We start from the raw sequence: 19,553 nt of genomic DNA on the forward strand, positions 1-19,553 counted from the left end.
GAAACCGGGGTATGGCCCATGAAGCAGCGGCACGGCGCCCGTGAGGCGCGGACGCATCGACAACTCCAGCCCGCCGATGTCCACAATCGTGGGTCGGGGGCTACTCCGCTGCACTTACTGTCCGAACATTCTCATGCCGAGCATCATCCGGGCGCTCATCCCGAGCCCGCCCATCCGGGCGACCACCGCGAACACTCGCATCACCCACCCACCGCAGCACCCGTTCCCGCCTGGGCCAAACGCCGCGTGCTGCTGCTCAACGCCACATACGAGCCACTCACGGCCCTGTCCGCGCGCCGCGCCATCGTGCTGCTGATCTGCGACAAGGCCGATACCGTGCACGACAATCCGGAGGGTCCGGTCGTGCATTCCGCCGGGACCTCGGTGTCACTCCCCTCGGTCATCCGACTACGCAACTACGTGCGCGTTCCGTACCGGGCACGGGTACCCATGACCCGCGCCGCCCTCATGCATCGCGACCGCTACCGCTGCGCCTATTGCGGCGGCAAGGCCGAGACCATCGATCACGTCATTCCGCGCAGCCGCGGCGGAGCCCATTCGTGGGAGAACTGCGTGGCGTCCTGCGCGCCCTGCAATCACCGCAAAGCGGACAAGCTGCTGAGCGAACTGGGCTGGGCCCTGCACCATCCGATGGTCGCGCCCAAGGGCCCGCACTGGCGGCTGCTGTCGGCCAGCTCCGAATTGGACCCGACGTGGTTGCAGTACCTGGGCGAGGGCGCGGCCTAGCCGTCACTCGCCTGTCGGCAGCCCGGCTTCGGCGGCCAGTACGCCGAGCGCACGCCGTAGAGCCGTGCGCTCGTCGGGCCGCAATCCGGCGGTGAGCTCCGCGTCGAGTTCCCGCGCGGCCTGTTCGCATGCCGCGAGCAGGGCATGCCCCGGTTCGGTGAGCGTGAGCACCTGCCGCCGGCGATCGGCGGGGTCCCGCACGCGTTCGATCGCGCCCAGCCGTTCCAGGTGATCGGCCAGCGCCACCACCAGACTCGGCGCGACGCCGAGCCGGCCCGCCAACTCCTGCTGCGAGGCGGCCTCGCCGTGGCTCAGCGCGGTCATCAGGCCCGCGTGCTTGGGCTTGAGGTCGAGCGGCTCGATGCGCGCGGCGAATCGGTCCGCGACCACCGCGCCGACGGTGCCGAGGCGGAACGCGACGGTCTTCGGGAGCCCGGTCGACTTCTTGACATCGTTCACGGGTCCGATGATACTTCTGCTCGAACCATTCAGAGCGTGAATGATTATTGGAGTGAACGACATGGACGCGTACACGGGAATCGCCATCGCCAATGGAGCGGTCGCCTTGATCTCCGGAATCTCCAGCGTGGTGGGCATGGCGCGGCCCGCGCTCGCGATGCCGGACGGCGGCCGGATCAACGCGGGGACAAGGTTTTTCGCCTACGGATACGGAGCCCGGGCGGTGCCACTGAGCATCGTGGTGCTGATCCTGCTCGCGGCCGGGGCGCGCGACGGGCTCGCGCCGGTCCTGGTGGTGGCCGGGCTGGCTCAGATCGGGGACGCGATCATCGGTGCGGGACGGCGCAATTGGCCGATGGCCGCCACCTGCGTCGGGCTGGCGGCAGTGCATCTGCTGTCCGCCTGGTGGCTGACGGTGCAGTGAAAACCCTGTGGCGACAGGGTCATTCGAGGATCAGCTGTATTCGCTGACCAGCAGCGCCCAGGTGCCCGGCTCGAGGGCTTCGAAGACGTGGGGCATATCGCCGGGATAGCAGATGTAGTCGCCGGGCTCGAGCTCGACCGGATCCTCGGCGGGCCCAACCTTGGCACGACCGGCGCACAGCACGATGTGCTCGACGACGCCGCGCGAGTGCGGCGCCGAGTCGCGGGGGTGGCCAGGCTCGGCGGTGACGCGATACACGTCGCGTCGCGCGGCGGGCGGGGAGGCCGCGAGCAGCGTGGTCCGGTACTCCGATTGGGCCGAGGCGAGCACCGGGCCCTCGCCCGCGCGAATCACCTGCACCTGCGGCGTCGGCGGGTCCAGCAGCCGCGAGAACTGGATGTCGAGGGCGATGCACAGCGCCCACAGGGTTTCGATGCTGGGATTGCCGGAGCCCGATTCCAGCTGGGACAGCGTGGATTTCGCGATCCCGGCCCGCTTGGCGACCTCGGTCAGCGACAGCCCGGAGCGGGCGCGCTCCCGGCGCAGCGCGGCGGCGATCGCCTCCTGCGGAGAGGGGGGAATCGCGTCCGGCGGGGACGCCGGTGCGGAGCGGTCGGACTGCTGGGTCATGATGGCGTTCACAGTACCGGCCCGGACGGTCTCACCCTTTCCTCCGGCACGCCCCTTTGACGAACCCGGCCGGGTGTGTTCATTATAGAAAACATGCGTTCGGCATGGCGAACACTCGATCGGGGTGTGCTCACAGGAATCGCGGCGATCTGCCTGGCAGTCGCCCTGATCGGCGTGTCCTACGGCGCTACCGCGGTGACCTCGGGACTGCCCGGCTGGCTGCCGGTTCTCCTGAGCGTGGCGGTGGTGGCCGGGGGCTCGGAATTCGTCTTCATCGGCATCCTCACCGCCGGTGGCGGGCTGGTCGCGGCCGTGCTGGCCGGGCTGCTCGTCAATGCGCGGCACGTGCCCTATGGCCTGTCCGTGCCCGATGTGGTCGGCACCGGCTGGCGGCGACTGCTCGGGACCCACGTCATGAACGACGAATCCGTCGCCATGGCATTGTCGCAGCCCGACCGCGACCGCCGTCGCGCCGCCTACTGGCTGTGCGGACTCGCTGTGCTGGCCGCTTGGCCGCTGGGCGCGGCCGTCGGCGCGATCCTCGGCTCGGTCGTGCCCGACCCGAACATCTTCGGATTGGACGCCGTCTTCCCGGCGGTGCTGTTCTCCCTCGTCCTTCCGGCCCTGCGTGACTCCCTCACGCGCACTGCCGCACTGGCCGGTGCGGCCGTGGCCGCCGCGACCACGCCGTTCCTCGGCGCGGGTCTGCCTGTTTTGCTCGCGCTGGGCGCGGTCCTGCTGGTCGCCCGCCGCGCGGGATCCGACGACGCCACCACGGATTCGACCGTGAGCGCGGCCCGATGACGAAGACCCTGTTGATGGCCACCATGGCACTGGCCGTGGGCACCTTCGCGTTCCGGTTCGCCGGGCCGCTGTTACGGAGCCGCGTCCGGATCTCGCAGCGCACGGTCCGGCTGCTCGAGATCGCCTCGGTCGTGCTGCTCACCGCGCTGGCCGTCACCACGCTGATGCCTTCGGGCGGAAGTCGATTCGGGTGGGCGCTGCCCGCCGGGGTGCTGGTCGCGGCCGTGCTGGCCTGGCGGCGGGCGCCGCTGATCGTGGTGATCCTGTCGGCCGCGGTCGTCACCGCCGGGCTACGGATGCTCGGCGTGCACTGATCTCCGCTCGGGAACCTCAGCGGCCGAGCAGGTCCGCGATGCGGGTCCAGGAATCCTCGGCGAGTTCGGCGCGGTACCAGTCGCGACCCGGGTAGACGTAGCCGTGCGGGGCGTCCTCGTAAAGCACGATCTCGTGCGGAATGTCATTGGCCGTCAAGGCTTCTTCGAGCTCGTCCCGCGCCTCGGCGTCGATCAGCGGGTCCAGGCCGCCGAAGAACAACAGGATGCTGCCGGTGATGCCGGGGGTGGCCTCGATGGTCGGCTCAGGGGTGGACAGCGGGATATCGGTATTGGTGAGCCAGCCGGGATAGAAAGCGGCGGTCGCGGCCAGCGGGAGTTGCGTCGCGGCGTAGTAGGCGATGTGGCCGCCCGCGCTGAAACCGACCATGTTCAGGGAGGTGGCTTCCCGGCCGCGCAGTTCGTCCAGGCAGGCGGAGATGTCCGAGAGCACCTCGGGTCGGCTCAGCGTGCGCAGCAGTTCCAGACCGCGCTCACGTCCCTCTCCCCCGAACTCCAGGTCGGCGCGCGGCGCCCGCCGATGGAACAGATCCGGCAGGATGGCGATCGCGCCGAGGGCCGCGATGCGCTCGGTGGCCTGCTTCGCGGTGGCGTGCAGGCCGTAGATCTCGTGTCCGACAACGACTCCCGGGTAGGCGCCGGGCTCGGCGGGGTGAGCCACATAGGCGCTCATCACGGTGTCTCCGACCTTCAGGTCGACCCACCCGGTCTCGATCGCGACAGCTGTCATATGCCAAACGTAGTGCGGCGGGCGGAGGCACGGGCCATCGATCCGGCGATGTGTCCCATCGAACAGCCGATGGGACACATCATCTTTCGAAACGGGCCGTGGGGCTCAGTGCGTCAGCAGCGGCAGGGCGGGTCCGCGGCGGCGGGCCACCGACCCGTAGCGAGCGTCCAGGCGCAGCCAGGTGCGGGCCGCGCGGACCCGCACGATCTCGTCGACGGAGATGCGCCGGGAGTCGGTCTTCTCGCCGCCGTGCGGAATGAAATCCATGGCGGCCAGCGCGAACACCACCCGCATTGGCACCTCGACCCGCTCACCGGCATTGGAGACGGTGAGCACGGTCTGGTCCAAGAGCGCCGCGGGCGGGCCGTGTTTCCCGCCGTGCTCCTGCGCCACCTCCGCGCCGCGCTCGGCCAATTCCACGAGCATGCGCGCGGGCACATCCTCGACGTGGACGAAGCCGTTCTCCGGCGGCAGGGCCCCGTGCCAGGCGGAATCCATGGCGAAGCCCAGCCCGAACGCGGCGCTGGCGCCGGGCCCGTGCAGCCCGGCGAGGACGGCGTCCGCGCCGACGGTCACATCGTCCGTCCCGAGTTCGGCGACCACGGTGCGGACGGCCAGCGCCTCGAATCCGGTGGCGGCCCAAGCGGAGACGAAGCGGTCTCCGCGCCGGCGCAGGCGGATGACCGCCGCCGGGTCGAGCCGGACGGCGTGGGTGAGGAAGGTGGCCAGGTTCTCGCGTTCCGCGGGATCCGGAACGTGCAGGGTCAGTTGTCCCGACAAGACGGTTCTCGGGTCAGTCGGCCAGCCACAGCGACAGGTAGTCGCGTTCCTCGGTGGTGAGGCGGCGTAGGCGCTGGGTGTCGATGTCGAAGGCGGCCAACTGGGTGGAGGCGACCACCGCCGGCGGGGAGTCCGGGGACGCGCCCGCGGCGCGCACCTCGTAGCCGACGGTGAAGTCCACGGCGCGCAGCCGCTCGATCCACATGGAGACGTCCAACGGCGAATCCTCGTGGCGCAGCTGGCCCTTGTACTGCACCCGCAGGTCGGCCAGCACACAACCGGCCCGCAGCTTGACGGTCGGTCGCTCGTCGAGGAACAGCCACGGGATCCGGGCTTCCTCCAGCAGCGTCACCATGCGGGCATGGTTGATGTGCTGGAAGGCGTCCATATCCGACCAGCGGACCTCCACGGGGGTATGGAAGCGGCCGGATGTGGCCGTGTCCGTCACACCCGGGCCTGCTGCTAGGCCGTTCAGCGAACCGATCGTCAACGCGGTACCTCCGATTGCGCACCCACCCCACTCACCATGCTGCGCACCTGCCGCGCCGCAACCGACAGCGTGGCCAGGTCGTGGGTTCCGGACTCGAAAAGTTCCGACAGGGCAGAGCGTGCGCGGCCCAATCGGGACTGATTCTTCGACTCCCAGTATGCAATCTTCTCCTCGGCGGTCTCTTCCGGGTCGCCGGCGGAGAGCACGTCGAGGGTGAGCGAGCGCAGCGACCCGTACATGTCGTCGCGCAGGGCGAGCCGGGCCAGCGCGTGCCAGCGGTCGCCGCGTTCCAGGTGACTGACCGCCTGCAGCAGCCAATCGATCTTCAGGTGATCGTTGAGCGCGTAGTACAGCGCGCCCACCTCCTCACCGCTGCGATCGGTGATATCGGCGATGTCGAGCACGTCCAACAGCGGGAACTGGTTCAGCAGCCCGAACACCGCGGTGGCCAGCTCGGCGGGCACGCCCTGCTCGGCGATGGCCTGCGACTGCTCGTTGAGTGTGTCGATGTGGTGGCCGCGCAGCCAGCCCGGCACCTTCGGCGCGAGTGTGCGCACGCCCTGCGAGTAGCGGTGGATCTCCGCGCCCACCGCGACCGGCTGCGGGCGGTTGTTGAGCAGCCAGCGCGAGGCGCGGTCCAGCGTGCGCTTGGTCTCCAGCTCCAGCGCGTCCTTCATGCCCGTGGAGACCTCCGCGGCGCGAATGGTCTTCCACACCGTGTGCAGATCGAAGATCTGAGTGGCGGCGGTGAACGCGCGCACCGCGTCGGAGGCCGACGCCCCGATCTCCTCGCCCAGCCGGAAGGCGTAGGTGATGCCGCCGAGATCGACCACCTCGTTCACCAGCATGGTGCTGGTGATCTCGCGGCGCAGGCGGTGCCGCTTGATGGCCGTGCCGAACCGGGTGCGCAGCGGGGTCGGGAAGTACTGCGACACCCGTGCCGCGAAGTACGCGGTGTCGGGCAGGTCGCTGGTGAGCAGGTCGGCCTTGAGCGAAAGCTTCACGTGCGCCATCAGATTCGACAACTCGGGCGAGGTCAGGCCCGCGCCCTCCTCGATGCGCCGCTTCAGCTCCACGTCCGCGGGCAGCGCCTCGAGCTCGCGGTCCAGACCGCGGCGGTCCTCGAGATCCTCGATGAGGCGCTGATGCACATTCAGCATGCGCGGGGCCTCGGCCCGGGACATGCCCATCAGATAGTTCTGGGACACGTTGTCCTGCAGCACGAGCGCCGAGACCTCGTCGGTCATCGACGCCAGCAGCGGATTGCGTTCGGCCTGGGACAGCTCGCCCGCCGAGACCACGCCGTCGAGCAGGACCTTGATATTGACCTCGTGGTCCGAGCAGTCCACACCGGCGGAGTTGTCGAGCGCGTCGGTGTTCATCTTGCCGCCGTGCTTGCAGAACTCGATGCGGCCGTGCGCGGTGACGCCCAGGTTGCCGCCCTCGCCGATCACGGTGACGCGCAGGGCGTTCGCGTTCACCCGGACCGCGTCATTGGACTTGTCACCCACCTCGGCATTGGTCTCCGTGGAGGCCTTGATGTAGGTACCGATGCCGCCGTTCCACAGCAGCTGGGCCGGGGACAACAGGATGGCGCGGATCATCTCCGGCGGGGACAGCGAGGTGACATCGGCGGCCAGCCCCAAGGCCGCACGCACCTGCTCGCTGACCGGAATCGACTTGACCGTGCGGTCGTAGACGCCGCCGCCGGTGCTGATCAGCAACCTGTCGTAGTCGGCCCAGGACGAGCGCGGCAGGGCGAACATGCGCTCACGCTCGGCGAACGACGTGGCCGCGTCGGGATTCGGGTCCAGGAAGATGTGCCGGTGGTCGAAGGCCGCGAGCAGGCGGATGTGCCGCGAGAGCAGCATGCCGTTGCCGAACACGTCCCCGGACATGTCGCCGACGCCGACCACCGTGAAGTCCTCGGACTGGGTGTCGATGTCCATCTCGGCGAAATGCCGCTTCACGCTCTCCCACGCGCCCTTGGCGGTGATGCCCATGGCCTTGTGGTCGTAGCCCACCGAACCGCCCGAGGCGAAGGCGTCGCCGAGCCAGAAACCGTACTGCTGGGCAACGTCATTGGCGATATCGGAGAAGGTGGCCGTGCCCTTGTCGGCGGCGACCACCAGGTAGGTGTCGTCGGCGTCGCGGCGCAGCACCCGGGCCGGGGGCAGCACCGCCCCGGTGGCGCGATCGACATTGTCGGTGACATCGAGCAGGCCGGAGATGAAGGTGCGGTAGCAGGCGATGCCCTCGGCCTGCAGCGCCTGGCGGTCGGCGACCGGATCGGCGGTGGCGGCCGGGGGCTGCTTCACCACGAATCCGCCCTTCGCGCCGACCGGCACGATCACGGCGTTCTTCACCGCCTGCGCCTTGACCAGGCCCAAGACCTCGGTGCGGAAATCCTCCAGGCGGTCCGACCAGCGCAGACCGCCGCGCGCGACCGGGCCGAAACGCAGGTGCACGCCCTCGACCCGAGGCGAGTAGACGAAGATCTCGAATTGCGGACGGGGCTTGGGCAATTCGGTGATCTCGCGCGGTTCCACCTTGAACGACAGGTAGTCCCGCGGCCTGCCCTCGGCGTCGAGGACGTAGTAGTTGGTGCGCAGGGTGGCCTTGATCAGGCCGAGGATGGCGCGCAGGATGCGGTCGGCGTCCAGGCTCACCACGTCGTCGATCCGGCGGCGGACCGCGGCCTCCAGCTCCACGGCATGTTCGGCATTGGCCGAATCGGGATCGAAGAGCGCGGAGAACAGGTCGACGAACATGCTCGCCGCCTCCGGGAACGCCAGCAGCACGCGGGTGATGGCGGCCTGGCTGTACGGGAATCCGGCCTGCTGCAGGTACTTCGAGTAGGCGCGCAGGATGGAGACGGCGCGCCAGTTCAGGCCGCCGCGCAGCACCAGCTCATTGAGACCGTCGGCCTCGGCGCGGCCGTACCAGAGCGCCTCGAACGCCTCGGTGAAGCGTACGCGCAGCCCGCGCACCTGGGCGTCGAGCACATCGAGGCGACCCACGGACTCGACCAGTTCGGCGTCCATGTTCCGGTCCAGGGCGCTGCGCAGCAGTTCCGGGCGAGCCAGTAGGCCGAAGTCGTAGATCCACTGTTCCGGGCCGTGGTCACCGTCGACCTGGTGCGGGCGCTCGTCGATCACCTCGACGCCGAGGCTCTGCAGCAGCGGCAGCACCTGGCTCAGCGAGATGCCGCCACCGCCGACATAGAGGGTGAAACGCCACGAACCCGGGGCGGAATCGGGCCAGCGGTAGAGGTGCTGATCGATGCCGCCCTCGGCCAGACCCTGCAGACGCAGGATGTCGGCCATGGCGCGGGTGGGATCGAAGTCCTCCTTGTAGCTCTCCGGCAGGGACTCGGCGTAGCGCTGTGCCACGGCCGGATCCAGGACCGCGGAGGTGGCCACCTCGTCGCGCAGGTGGTCGTCCCAGGTGCGACTGGCCTCGGACAGCAGGTGCTGGATGCGCAGCCGGTTGGTCTCGGTGGTGTCGACCGCGGTGCCCTCATCGGGCAGGCGAACGGTGAAATACACACTGGCGAGGTCGCTTTCGGAGACCCGCGCCGAGTAGTCGATGGAGACACCGCCCAGTTCGCGCACCAGGATGTCCTGCATCTCGAGGCGCACGCGGGTGGTGTAGCGGTCACGTGGCAGGTACACCATGCAGGCCACGAAGCGGCCGTAGCCGTCCAGGCGCATGAACAAGCGGACCTGGCGGCGCATGCCGACATTCAGCACGGCGCTGGCGGTGCGGCGCAGCGCGTCGCCGTGCGAGGAGAACAGCTCGGTGCGCGGGAAGGACTGGATGACCTCGAGCATCTCCTGGCCCGAGAACGAGTCCAGGTCGAAGCCGCTGGATTCGATGATGGATTTCACCCGGCGGCGGATGATCGGGATGTCGAGCACGTTCTCGTGCAGGGCGGTGACGGTGAAGACACCGATGAACAGGTGTTCACCGGTGACCACACCCGATTCGTCCATCTCGGCGACGCCGACGAAGTACGGGTAGACGGCGCGGTGCACGGTGGCCGGGACCAGGCCCTGGGTCAGCATGAGCAGCGACTGGTCACCACTGTTGTCCGGGACGCGGAAGTCGGTGCCGACATTGGGGCGCAGCACACCCAGGCTGGTCTCCGGGACGATGATCGACTTGGCCTGGCCGTCCACGGTGCTGCGTTCGTACCGGGCGTAGCCGAGCACGGTGAAATGGCCGTCGGCCAGCCAGCGCAGCAGGTCGGCGCACTCGGTGAGGTCGGCTGCCGGGAAGCCGGATCTGCCGGCGGCCGCGGCACTGTCGAGTTCACCGGCGACACGCTCGTGGGCCTGGCGCATGGCCTCGGTGTCCTCGATGACGCGGCGCACGTCGGTGAGCACGTCGGGCAGCGCGGACTCGATGCGCTCGAGCTGGGCGCGGCTGGTTGCCGGATGCAGCTGCACGTGCATCCAGGATTCGCGCAGACCGGTCGCGCCATTGCCGTCGACCTCGTGCGGCACCGCGGTCTCCAGGCGACCCGCGGCGTCTCGGGTGACCTCGAAAATAGGGTGCACGACCTCGCTGACGCTGACGCCGATGCGGCTCAGGAAAGCGGTGACGGACTCGACGAGCAGCGGCATGTCGTCGGTGACCAACTGGATGGCGACGCCGAGCCCGGCCTCGTCATCCGCCTGGTACACATGGACATTCGCGGTGCCGGGGGTGCGCCGCACGGCCAGATCGACGTGGCAGCGGAAGATGTGTGTGGAGGTCGCGGGAATGGCGCAGTCCGCGTCGCCGGCGTCGACGTGACGGAAATATGCCTCCTCGAGGGACACGAGGTTGCCGCCCAGCGACTTGGGCAAACTCGCGGCCCAGGCCTTGCTGGACAGTTCGGACGAGACCGTCATTTCGCCAACTCCTCGGATTCGGTTCCGTAACAAAGTGACGCCGATGCGAGAGTAGCTGGACCCAGGAGGTACCGGGTCGAATTCCTGTCAATGCCACGCCGCGTCTCGCAATACCGACAAACCGGACGGTTCGATGAGTGAGATGTTCGCCCGATATCGCCAGGTCGTCTCCGACAAACCTTGCACCAAAACAGTTTTCACGCACTAGTGCGAATGCGAAACCGCTGAGTTCGCTGTTCGATAACCGTTCACTTTTTCGGCCACCGCACGCCATCCAGCGAACCGTAAACCGTCCAGCAAACATCGTCGAGCCAGGCAAAAGTGACCAACCGACCGCTCGCCCGCGGGCCGGATCAGAACCCGAGCCCGCGGTAGCCGGCCGATGACGGCGCGGTCCGGCTGCCCCACCCGGATCTCCGGGTGGGGGCGAGCGGTGAATTCGGTTGGGGTGGTGCGCTATCCGCGGGTGAGCTTGCGGTGGGTCACCCGGTGCGGACGGGCGGCTTCCGGGCCGAGGCGCTCGATCTTGTTGGCCTCGTAGGCCTCGAAGTTGCCCTCGAACCAGAACCACGCGGCCGGGTTGTCCTCGGTGCCCTCCCACGCCAGGATGTGCGTGCAGGTGCGGTCCAGGAACCAGCGGTCGTGGGAGATGACCACCGAGCAGCCCGCGAAGTTCTCCAGCGCGTTCTCGAGCGAGCTCAGGGTCTCGACGTCGAGGTCGTTGGTGGGCTCGTCGAGCAGGATCAGGTTGCCGCCCTGCTTGAGGGTCAGCGCCAGGTTCAGGCGGTTGCGCTCACCACCGGAGAGCACACCGGCCGGCTTCTGCTGGTCCGGGCCCTTGAACCCGAAGGCCGAAACATAAGCGCGGGAAGGCATTTCCACCTGGCCGACCTGGATGTGATCCAGACCGTCGGACACGACCTGCCAGACCGTCTTCTTCGGGTCGATGCCGCCGCGGTTCTGGTCGACGTAGCTCAGCTTGACCGTGTCGCCGACGCGCACATTGCCGCTGTCCGCGTTCTCCAGGCCGACGATGGTCTTGAACAGCGTCGACTTACCGACACCGTTCGGGCCGATGACACCGACGATGCCATTGCGCGGCAGGGTGAACGACAGATCCTTGATCAGCTGGCGCTCGCCGAAGCCCTTGTCCAGGTTCTCGACCTCGACGACCACGTTGCCCAGGCGCGGACCGGCCGGGATCTGGATCTCCTCGAAGTCCAACTTGCGCATCTTCTCGGCCTCGGCGGCCATTTCCTCGTAGCGGCCCAGACGCGCCTTGTTCTTGGCCTGACGCGCCTTGGCGCCGGAGCGGACCCACGCCAGCTCCTCCTTGAGGCGCTTCTGCAGCTTCTGGTCCTTCTTGCCCTGCACCTCGAGGCGCTCGGCCTTCTTCTCCAGGTAGGTGGAGTAGTTGCCCTCGTAGGGGAAGGTGCGGCCGCGGTCCAGCTCGAGGATCCACTCGGCCACATTGTCGAGGAAGTACCGGTCGTGGGTGACGGCCAGCACGGCGCCCGGGTAGGAGGCGAGGAACTGCTCGAGCCACAGCACCGACTCGGCGTCGAGGTGGTTGGTGGGCTCGTCGAGCAGCAGCAGGTCGGGCTTGCTCAGCAGCAGCTTGCACAGCGCGACACGACGGCGCTCACCACCGGAGAGGTTGGTGACCGGCTCGTCCGGCGGCGGGCAGCGCAGCGCGTCCATGGCCTGCTCGAGCTGCGAGTCGACATCCCACGCGTCGGCGTGGTCCAGCTCCTCCTGGAGCTTGCCCATCTCCTCCATCAGCTCGTCGGAGTAGTCGGTCGCCATGAGCTCGGCGATCTCGTTGAAGCGGTCCAGCTTCACCTTGATCTCGCCGAGGCCCTCCTCGACGTTCCCACGCACGGTCTTCTCTTCGTTGAGCGGCGGCTCCTGCATGAGGATGCCGACCGTCGCGCCCGGCGCGAGCCAGGCATCACCGTTGTTCGGCTGGTCCAGTCCCGCCATGATCTTCAGCACACTGGACTTACCCGCGCCGTTCGGGCCGACGACACCGATCTTCGCGCCGGGAAGGAAGTTCAAGGTCACATTGTCGAGCACGACCTTGTCGCCATGCGCCTTTCGCACCTTCACCATCTGGTAAATGAACTCAGCCATATCGGCAAGCCTAACTGTGTGTAGTAGCGGGTTCTCCGGCAGTGTCCGGATCGGCGGACGGCCGTTCCACGGGGTCGGTCCGGTCGGGTCGACCGAAGGTTTTGCGCACCACCGGGGCGGTGCAACGGCCCAGGTCGGGACCCACTGCCAGGGCCCGCATCTCGAGGTCGGTGCGCTCCGCGCCGTCTCGGGTGGTGTACTCGTTCGAGCGCAGCTGCCCGTACGCGATGACCGGGTCACCTCGCTGCAGCGACGCTTCGACTCCCTCGATGATCCCCCGTCGCCAACAGCTTACGGTGAGGTACAACGTGCCACCGTCCACCCAGTCCCCTGCGGCCTGATCGTAGCGGCGGGCGGTACTGGCCATGCGGAAGCTCAGCAGCTGATCGCCGTTCTGCAGCGCGCGCAGCACCGGTTGGGTGACGACCCGGCCGATCACCGCGGTATTCGCCTCGTACATCGCGCTCCCCCTTGTCGATTCGAGCCCGTCGCCGCGAGCCCTGCGTTCGGTCCGGCTTCCAGCTTCGCCGGGGGGCGTGCGCGGGGGCAGACCCCGCCTCGGCGAGTGTGGACGACTCGCGGGGTGGGGATAACTTTCGCGATGGACTACAGGGTCGCCAGGTCGGTGTTGGCCCCGCACAAGACGATTACCGGCCGCTCCCCCGGACCCGGCACGTACGCCCCGGACTGGATCGCGGCCACGGCGGTCGCGCCCGCGGGCTCCACCACGATCCGGAACTCGCGCCACAGATACTCCCGGGCCATCACGATCGCGTCATCGCTGACCAGCGTCGATCGCACCGCGTAGCGCTGCGCCACCTCCATGGCGATCTCACCGATCCGGTTCGCGCCCAAGGAATCCGAGGTCACGCTGGACACGTCGACGTCCACCGGGTGCCCGGCCGCCAGCGCCGCGTGCAGGGTCGGCGCACCCACCGGCTCGACCCCCACCACCCGGCCGCGCAGCCCGAGCGACACCGCCACCCCGGCCACCAGGCCACCGCCGCCGACCGCGGCCAGCACCGTCGGTCTGCCGCGCACCTGCTCCTCGATCTCCAGCCCGACCACGCCCGCCCCGGCCACGATCTCGGGCAGGTCGTAGGCGTGCAAGGGCATGGCGCCGCGTTCGGCGGCGAGCTGGCGGGCGTACTTGTGCGCCTCGGCGTAAGTGGTTCCGTGCCACAGCACTTCGGCCCCGTGCGACCACATGGCCGCCACCTTGGTGTGCGAGGCCGACTCCGGAACCACCACCGTGCACGACATTCCGCGCACCGCGCTGGCCAGGGCCGCCGCGATCCCGGCATTACCGGCCGAGGCCAGCACCACCTGGGTCTGGTCGCCGCGCGCCTGCAACAGCGCGTTGAGGCAGCCACGCACCTTGAAGGTGCCGCCGTGCTGGAGATGCTCCAGTTTGAGCGTGACCGGGACCGGGCCGTGCGGGCCCAGGATCTCGGTGTGGAAGACGGGCGTCTTGCGGATGTGCCCGCGCAGCAGGCGGCGGGCCTGGCGCACGTCGGATCGGTAGAGCCGCTTCACTTTCCGGGTCGCCATGGCGACATCCTTCACTTGCGCACCTCTCTGTCGCGCCGAGCGAGCTCGGCGAACATGGCGTTGTGCGCGGTCAGGTCCGCGTCGTCGTCACGCTCGGCCTTGCGGTCGAGCCGGTTCGCCAGCCGTTGGTCGCTGCGCGACCACTGGATGAGCAGCGCCAGCATCACCACGACCAGCGGCACCTCACCGCTGGCCCAGGCGAGGCTGCCACCGGTGTGCTGATCGCCGAGCAGGTCCTTGTTCCAGGACAGGCCCAGGCCGCGGTAGAACCAGCCGCCCATCACGGTGTCCATGCTCATCAGCGCGATGCCGAAGAAGGCGTGGAACGGCAGCGAGCCGAAGACCATGCCCAGCTTGGTGAGCGGCTCCATCGGGCGTGGCTTGGGATCGATGCCGATGACCACCCAGTAGAAGAGGTATCCGCTGAGCAGGAAGTGCACATTCATCAGAATGTGGGCGCCGTGCGTGCCGACGTACTTGTCGAAGATGCCACCCAGGTAGAGGGCGTAGAAGCCGCCGACGAACAGCACCGAGGCGACGACCGGCTGGGTCAGGAAGCGCGATACCGGGTTGTGCACGGCCCCCAGGATCCATTCGCGCACCCCGGACGGCTGATTCCGACCGGCCGGTTGGATCGCGCGCAGCGCCAGCAGCACCGGACCGCCCAGCGCGAACAGGATCGGGGCCAGCATCGACAGCATCATGTGCTGGGCCATGTGCACGCTGAACATGGCCGGCGCGTACCGGCCCACCCCCGAACTGGTGGCCAGCAGCAGCGTCAGGCAGCCCGCGAGCCAGGCGATGGTCCGGCCGATCGGCCAGTCGTCGCCGCGCTTGCGCAGCCGCAGCACGCCGCGCAGATACAGCCCGGCCATGACCAGGGCGAGGGTGCCGAAGATCAGGTCGAAGCGCCAGTCGAACAGCAGCCGCGCCACGGTCGGCGGCCCCGCCAGGTTGTAGCCGATCTCGACCTCGGTCGGGGTCGGCACGGTCCGCTGGTCCGGCGGCGGGGTGCGGCCCAGGCCGACGGCGAGGCCGACGGTGGCCGCGAAGATCAGCGCCTCGACACCGGCGAGGCGGATGAGCGCGCCGCGATCCTGCGGATCCTTCTCCAGGTCCGGGATCGCGTTGCGGCGCTGCAGGTAGCCCATGACGCCGAGCAGGATCAGCGCCGCGGTCTTGGCGAGCACGAGCTTGCCGTAAGTGGTCCCGAGCAGTTCCGACACGGGCAGCCGGACCAGGGCGTTGATCACACCGCTGATCGCGATCACCACGAACGAGACGGTCGCCACGATCGAGAACCGGCGCACGGCCAGTGCCGTGTATTTGCCGTCGCGCAGCGCGTAGGCCAGCACCGCGAACAATCCGCCAACCCAGAAGCAGGCCGAAAGCAGGTGCAGGATGAGGCTGTTGGTGGCCAGGTCGTGTGCGCCGCCCGAGGACGAATGCCCGGTCAGGGCCACCGGCAGCAGCGAGAGCACCGACAGCAACAGCAGCACCGGCGTCCAGCCCCAGCGCAACGCCACCCGGCACGCGACGGCCAGCACCAGCACCATGAACACGGTGAACCGCCACGACCCCGCGACCTCGACCTGATCGGCGGCCCGCCACACCTGCTCGGGCCGCATCGACTTCAGCAGCGGTTGCCCGGTGGTGTCCGACAGCGTCAGCGGCACCAGCAGCGCCGCCGATCCGGCCCACACCAGCGCCGCGTTCCCGGCCCGCCGCAGCGCCCGATACCCCCCGACGTCCAGCACTCCGCTCTCCTGCGGCGGCACGAAGAACGCCGCGAACAGCAACGACCCGATGGTCAGCGCCGCCGACAGATCCGCCACCGCCCGCACCGCGGGCAGCCCGTACGTGGTCAGCGGACCAGGATCAGGAATCCCCAGCAAGGTCAGGGCATGCGCCGCCGACAACGCCACGACCAGCGCCGCCACCAACGCGGCCGCCGCCCCGCCCAGTGCCGTGACCGCCGCGAACGTCACCCCCGAACCCGACCGATTCGCCGAAACATCCGATCCTGCGGGCGGGTCCTGCACTGACGACATACGCCCAGCGTAGTTCGGAGCGCCCATCCAGACTCCCCTGGGGTTTCCGGTCCTCCGGTCCGCACTACCGCCCCGACGCGCCGAACAGTTGCTAAGCGACGAACCATTACTAACCTGGACGCTCGCTATACTCAACCCGCTGGACACCGAGATCGATTTGGGTCAAGGTGTTTGGAGCCCGCATCACCGCCGATGCCCGCACTGCCTCCGTAGCTCAGTTGGATAGAGCAAGGGCCTTCTAATCCCTAGGTCGCAGGTTCGATTCCTGCCGGGGGCGCAAAGTGTAGCTGACCAGCGAAAACGCTGGCAGTTACACCAATACCCAGACCGTATAACGCTCAAACACCAAGGAACTTTCGCGCGCGGCCTGGTGCCATGGGGCAAGATCTCGACGCCATCGTCGAGCTCCTGGAGGACTTCGTCACCGAGCTTCGACGCGCCAACAAATCCGCCGGCACCATCGACTGCTACAGCCGCGACGTCGGCTACTTCGTCGCCTTCCTCGAAGCCCGGACACCCCCGATCGAGCCCAACTCCGACGCCCTCACCCGCGACAACATCGGCGCATACATCATCGACACCCTCAACCGGGCCAACCGGCGAACCGGCAAACCAATCACACCGGAGTACGCGAACCGCCAGTACCGCAGCCTTCAGCAGTTCTGCAAATACCTGGTGACCGAGGAGATCCTCGAAGACAACCCCTTCGACAAGATGACCCCGCCGTACGTCCCCGAGAAGCCCATCCCGGTACCGCCCATAGAGGATCTCCGAAAACTGTTGGCCGCGTGCGAGGGAACCGATTTCGAAGCCCGCCGCGACACAGCGATCATCCGTCTTCTGGTCGACATCGGCCCCCGAGTCGGCGAGATCGCTGCACTCGACGTAGACGCCCTCGACTTCCAGGAGAACACCGCCCTGGTCATCGGCAAGGGACGACAGCCACGAGTCCTGCCCTTCGGCGACAAAACCCGCATCGCCCTACGCCGCTACCTCCGGATCCGCGCCCGACATCCCAAGGCAGCCAACAACAATCCCGCGCTCTGGCTGGGCAAACGAGGCCAGATGACCAGCTGGGGCATCTATCAAATCTTGGAGCGCCGCGCCAACGCCGCAGGCATCCCCCACCTCCACCCTCACCAACTCCGCCACTTCTTCGCCCACAACTGGCTGGCCAGCGGCGGCCAAGAGCAGGACCTCATGATGCTGGCCGGCTGGCGCTCCCGCCAGATGCTCGGCCGCTACGCCCGCGCCACCGCCGAAACCCGCGCCCGCGACGCCCACCGCAAGGCCCGCCTCGGAGACAAGCTATAGCGCGATTCACACAACCGTCCGGTCCGGACTGGTCAGGCTGCCATGTTATGTTCGCCGGAGGTTTGTACCGCGAACTGAACCAGGGGGGTCTAGCGGTGGCTGACATTCTCGACGTCGACCTCACGACATTGCACGGGTTGGCGACTGAGCTGGGCGGGCAAGCGGACGAAATCAGCAAACTCAAGCTCACCAAAGCGGTGAGCATGCCGGGATCGCCGGTGGCCGCGGTCTCGGAGCAGGTCGGTGACGCGGTACTGAAGGCGTACGGGTTGATCGGCGGCCAGATTCACACTCTGGCGGATCGCGCCAAGTCGGCCGGCGGCTCATACGAGGACATGGATAAGTCCAACAAGGACCAGTTGGACAAGTACGGTCGCGGCGAGGGCGTGAATTGACCACGATCAGCCATGTGCGGGGCTGTAATCCACAGTCGATGGTCGATTTCGCCGCGGACATCGTGGCACAGAACGAGAAGTTCGTGACCAAGGTCGACGCGATGAACAGCGCGGTCGACAAGGCCATGGACAAGTGGAAAGGCGACGGCGCGACGGCGGCATCAGAGCGGGCGGTGGCGCACAAGCTGCATGGCAATCATCTCGCGACCGCGATCGTGGATATCGCCGACCACTACAACACCTATGGTGCCCAGCTCGTCGACACCCAGACCGCGTTGGTGAAGATTCTCGATCATGAGATCCCCGAGGGAATGAAGGTCGACGACGACGGTACCGTGACGGCTCCGAAGATGCCGTCGGACGGATCGAACGCGGTGGCCAACGTGTTGGCCCAACAGGTGCTTGATGGCCAGGCGTCAGGATTGCAGACGCGGATCAAGGCGTTGTTGTTCCAGTTCGGCTTGTCGGAAGTTTCGGCGGCAACGGCGATCACCACCGATCTACAGTTGCTGGGCGGCTACGAGAAGACCCCAGATGGCGCCCCGGTCCGGTCACAGGTGCAGGACATCCTGGACGGCAACAAGCAGTTGCCGAGCGATCCAAAAGAGCTGCGCAACTTCTGGGATGGGCTGACCCCCGCGGAGAAGGATGCGCTCTACGAACACGATCAGTACATCGGCAACCATGACGGACTGCCCACAGCCGATCGGGATCGCTACAACCGCGAAAAACTCGACGACGAGCTCACCCACGCGCAGGCCGCCCAGGACACTGTCGATCAGTTGACCGCACAGCACCCGGATTGGGCAAAGGGAGAGAACCTTCCTCCCGAGAACGAGCCAGGTGCCATCTTCGCTGACCGCACCAAATACGACGCCTGGAAAAAGCAACTGGACGACGCGAAGGACCGCGCGACAGACCTTCCCGACATGCTGAAAGTCCAGGCCGAGGCCAATAAACCGGGTCGGTATTTGATGGTGTGGGACAGCGTAACCGGCGACACCATGCCCCACGCGGCGATCTCCGCGGGCAACCCCGACACAGCCACCAACGTCTCGACCTACGTGCCCGGCACAGGAGTGACACCGGCGAAGATCGACGGCTACATGGACAGAGCCGAACTCATGCGCGAAAGCGCGAAACTAGCAGGCGCAAAGGATCCCGCGGTGATTACGTGGATTGGATACGACACGCCTCCCACACCGGTGGACTGGGGAGCGCATGCCGATCCGACCAACTGGAACATCGATGATGCGTCGAACCGAAAGTACGCCGATGCCGGAGCGCCGGCACTCAACAAGTTCCAGGAGGGATTGCGTGCTACGCACGACGGGAATCCGTCGTACAACACCGTGGTCGGGCACAGCTACGGCACCGCGGTCGTCGGTGATGCCGCAGCTCACGGAAACAGCCTGAATGCCGATGCGGTGGCATTGGTAGCCAGTCCGGGAACGACGGTGGACGATGCCTCGGATCTGCATCTCACCGGCGTTCCGCAGGATCAGGTTCCGAACAAGGTGTATGTCTCCACCGCCGCCCACGACATCATCTACGAGGCTCAGCTGATGGAACCGTTCGGCACCAATCCGGAAGATCCGAGCTTCGGGGCGACCCATTTCGCGTCCGATCCCGGTAAGGACAGCTTTTGGGGGGTGACCACGGACGCGCACGGTCAGTATTGGGACGTCGTCGATGGGAAGCCATGCAAGTCACTGGTCAATGAGCCTTTTTCATCCTCGTGCGGATTGAATCTCGTGGTTTTGCAGGACGTGGATGGCCTTGGTCAGGGAGCCGGCCTTGTGCGGGCAGCAGCGT

Annotated in this window: 17 protein-coding genes and 1 tRNA gene; 8 read left to right on the forward strand and 10 right to left on the reverse strand. The window is 67.6% G+C overall.

Translation table 11 applies throughout. The features are described 5' to 3' along the window. Positions 1-18 precede the first annotated feature (18 nt). Positions 19-747, forward strand: a complete 729-nt coding sequence (locus ABZ412_RS12990) for an HNH endonuclease (RefSeq protein WP_357279914.1) — start codon at positions 19-21, stop codon at positions 745-747. A 3-nt stretch (positions 748-750) separates the two neighbouring features. Here the strand turns inward: ABZ412_RS12990 and ABZ412_RS12995 are convergent, their stop codons facing one another. Beyond that, complete coding sequence (locus tag ABZ412_RS12995) at positions 751-1,206, reverse strand: MarR family transcriptional regulator (protein ID WP_357279916.1); 456 nt, start codon at positions 1,204-1,206, stop codon at positions 751-753. 61 nt (positions 1,207-1,267) lie between these two features. On the opposite strand from ABZ412_RS12995, the gene ABZ412_RS13000 reads away from it, so the two are divergent. Further along, the gene (locus tag ABZ412_RS13000; protein WP_357279919.1) at positions 1,268-1,630 is read left to right on the forward strand and encodes a hypothetical protein; all 363 of its coding nucleotides are present in this window, start codon (positions 1,268-1,270) and stop codon (positions 1,628-1,630) included. A gap of 30 nt (positions 1,631-1,660) precedes the next feature. On the opposite strand, the gene ABZ412_RS13005 is transcribed toward ABZ412_RS13000, so the two are convergent. Continuing rightward, positions 1,661-2,260, reverse strand: a complete 600-nt coding sequence (locus tag ABZ412_RS13005; RefSeq protein ID WP_357279921.1) for an XRE family transcriptional regulator — start codon at positions 2,258-2,260, stop codon at positions 1,661-1,663. A 93-nt stretch (positions 2,261-2,353) separates the two neighbouring features. On the opposite strand from ABZ412_RS13005, the gene ABZ412_RS13010 reads away from it, so the two are divergent. Then, positions 2,354-3,064 (forward strand): AzlC family ABC transporter permease, encoded by a 711-nt coding sequence (locus ABZ412_RS13010; protein ID WP_357279924.1) that lies wholly within the window; start codon positions 2,354-2,356, stop codon positions 3,062-3,064. Further along, complete coding sequence (locus tag ABZ412_RS13015; protein WP_357279926.1) at positions 3,061-3,378, forward strand: AzlD domain-containing protein; 318 nt, start codon at positions 3,061-3,063, stop codon at positions 3,376-3,378. Before ABZ412_RS13010 ends, ABZ412_RS13015 begins: the two co-directional genes overlap by 4 nt. Before the next feature lie 16 nt (positions 3,379-3,394). Here the strand turns inward: ABZ412_RS13015 and ABZ412_RS13020 are convergent, their stop codons facing one another. The 8 genes from ABZ412_RS13020 to ABZ412_RS13055 form a co-directional block, all read right to left on the reverse strand. Next, positions 3,395-4,126, reverse strand: coding sequence for a dienelactone hydrolase family protein (locus ABZ412_RS13020; RefSeq protein ID WP_357279928.1), 732 nt, complete (start codon positions 4,124-4,126; stop codon positions 3,395-3,397). 105 nt (positions 4,127-4,231) lie between these two features. Beyond that, the gene (locus ABZ412_RS13025; protein WP_357279930.1) at positions 4,232-4,906 is read right to left on the reverse strand and encodes a hypothetical protein; all 675 of its coding nucleotides are present in this window, start codon (positions 4,904-4,906) and stop codon (positions 4,232-4,234) included. Between the two features lie 13 nt (positions 4,907-4,919). After that, entirely contained in the window at positions 4,920-5,354 is a 435-nt protein-coding gene (locus ABZ412_RS13030; RefSeq protein WP_357279932.1) for a thioesterase family protein, read from the reverse strand. A gap of 38 nt (positions 5,355-5,392) precedes the next feature. Next, complete coding sequence (locus ABZ412_RS13035; protein WP_357279935.1) at positions 5,393-10,294, reverse strand: NAD-glutamate dehydrogenase; 4,902 nt, start codon at positions 10,292-10,294, stop codon at positions 5,393-5,395. Between the two features lie 456 nt (positions 10,295-10,750). Further along, positions 10,751-12,427: an energy-dependent translational throttle protein EttA gene (ettA, locus tag ABZ412_RS13040; protein ID WP_357279938.1), complete on the reverse strand. Its 1,677-nt coding sequence runs from the start codon at positions 12,425-12,427 to the stop codon at positions 10,751-10,753. A gap of 10 nt (positions 12,428-12,437) precedes the next feature. Beyond that, on the reverse strand, positions 12,438-12,887 hold the full coding sequence (locus ABZ412_RS13045) for a single-stranded DNA-binding protein (protein ID WP_357279940.1): 450 nt from the start codon (positions 12,885-12,887) through the stop codon (positions 12,438-12,440). 146 nt (positions 12,888-13,033) lie between these two features. Beyond that, the gene (locus ABZ412_RS13050; protein WP_357279943.1) at positions 13,034-13,978 is read right to left on the reverse strand and encodes a threonine/serine dehydratase; all 945 of its coding nucleotides are present in this window, start codon (positions 13,976-13,978) and stop codon (positions 13,034-13,036) included. A gap of 11 nt (positions 13,979-13,989) precedes the next feature. Then, positions 13,990-16,029 carry a cytochrome c oxidase assembly protein gene (locus ABZ412_RS13055; protein ID WP_357279946.1) on the reverse strand — a complete coding sequence of 680 codons (2,040 nt, stop codon included), beginning with the start codon at positions 16,027-16,029 and terminating at the stop codon, positions 13,990-13,992. A gap of 203 nt (positions 16,030-16,232) precedes the next feature. Between ABZ412_RS13055 and ABZ412_RS13060 the strand changes: the two genes are divergently transcribed. From ABZ412_RS13060 to ABZ412_RS13075, 4 genes are all read left to right on the forward strand, one after another. Further along, a tRNA-Arg gene (locus tag ABZ412_RS13060) sits at positions 16,233-16,306 on the forward strand. A gap of 98 nt (positions 16,307-16,404) precedes the next feature. Next, entirely contained in the window at positions 16,405-17,343 is a 939-nt protein-coding gene (locus ABZ412_RS13065; RefSeq protein WP_357279949.1) for a tyrosine-type recombinase/integrase, read from the forward strand. A 95-nt stretch (positions 17,344-17,438) separates the two neighbouring features. Then, positions 17,439-17,738, forward strand: coding sequence for a hypothetical protein (locus ABZ412_RS13070; RefSeq protein WP_357279952.1), 300 nt, complete (start codon positions 17,439-17,441; stop codon positions 17,736-17,738). Between the two features lie 38 nt (positions 17,739-17,776). Continuing rightward, positions 17,777-19,553 (forward strand): alpha/beta hydrolase (locus ABZ412_RS13075; protein WP_357279954.1); only part of this gene is annotated, 1,777 nt, incomplete at its 3' end.

Source organism: Nocardia sp. NPDC005746 (genome assembly GCF_040630785.1).
GTDB lineage: Bacteria > Actinomycetota > Actinomycetes > Mycobacteriales > Mycobacteriaceae > Nocardia.

Bases quoted from the DNA above. Each gene is read 5' to 3' on its own strand.
- ABZ412_RS12990 (WP_357279914.1), top strand. From the start codon at position 19: ATGAAGCAGCGGCACGGCGCCCGTGAGGCGCGGACGCATCGACAACTC.
- ABZ412_RS13000 (WP_357279919.1), top strand. From the start codon at position 1,268: ATGGACGCGTACACGGGAATCGCCATCGCCAATGGAGCGGTCGCCTTG.
- ABZ412_RS13005 (WP_357279921.1), bottom strand. From the start codon at position 2,260: ATGACCCAGCAGTCCGACCGCTCCGCACCGGCGTCCCCGCCGGACGCG.
- ABZ412_RS13010 (WP_357279924.1), top strand. From the start codon at position 2,354: ATGCGTTCGGCATGGCGAACACTCGATCGGGGTGTGCTCACAGGAATC.
- ABZ412_RS13015 (WP_357279926.1), top strand. From the start codon at position 3,061: ATGACGAAGACCCTGTTGATGGCCACCATGGCACTGGCCGTGGGCACC.
- ABZ412_RS13020 (WP_357279928.1), bottom strand. From the start codon at position 4,126: ATGACAGCTGTCGCGATCGAGACCGGGTGGGTCGACCTGAAGGTCGGA.
- ABZ412_RS13035 (WP_357279935.1), bottom strand. From the start codon at position 10,294: ATGACGGTCTCGTCCGAACTGTCCAGCAAGGCCTGGGCCGCGAGTTTG.
- ettA (WP_357279938.1), bottom strand. From the start codon at position 12,427: ATGGCTGAGTTCATTTACCAGATGGTGAAGGTGCGAAAGGCGCATGGC.
- ABZ412_RS13045 (WP_357279940.1), bottom strand. From the start codon at position 12,887: ATGTACGAGGCGAATACCGCGGTGATCGGCCGGGTCGTCACCCAACCG.
- ABZ412_RS13050 (WP_357279943.1), bottom strand. From the start codon at position 13,978: ATGGCGACCCGGAAAGTGAAGCGGCTCTACCGATCCGACGTGCGCCAG.
- ABZ412_RS13055 (WP_357279946.1), bottom strand. From the start codon at position 16,029: ATGTCGTCAGTGCAGGACCCGCCCGCAGGATCGGATGTTTCGGCGAAT.
- ABZ412_RS13065 (WP_357279949.1), top strand. From the start codon at position 16,405: ATGGGGCAAGATCTCGACGCCATCGTCGAGCTCCTGGAGGACTTCGTC.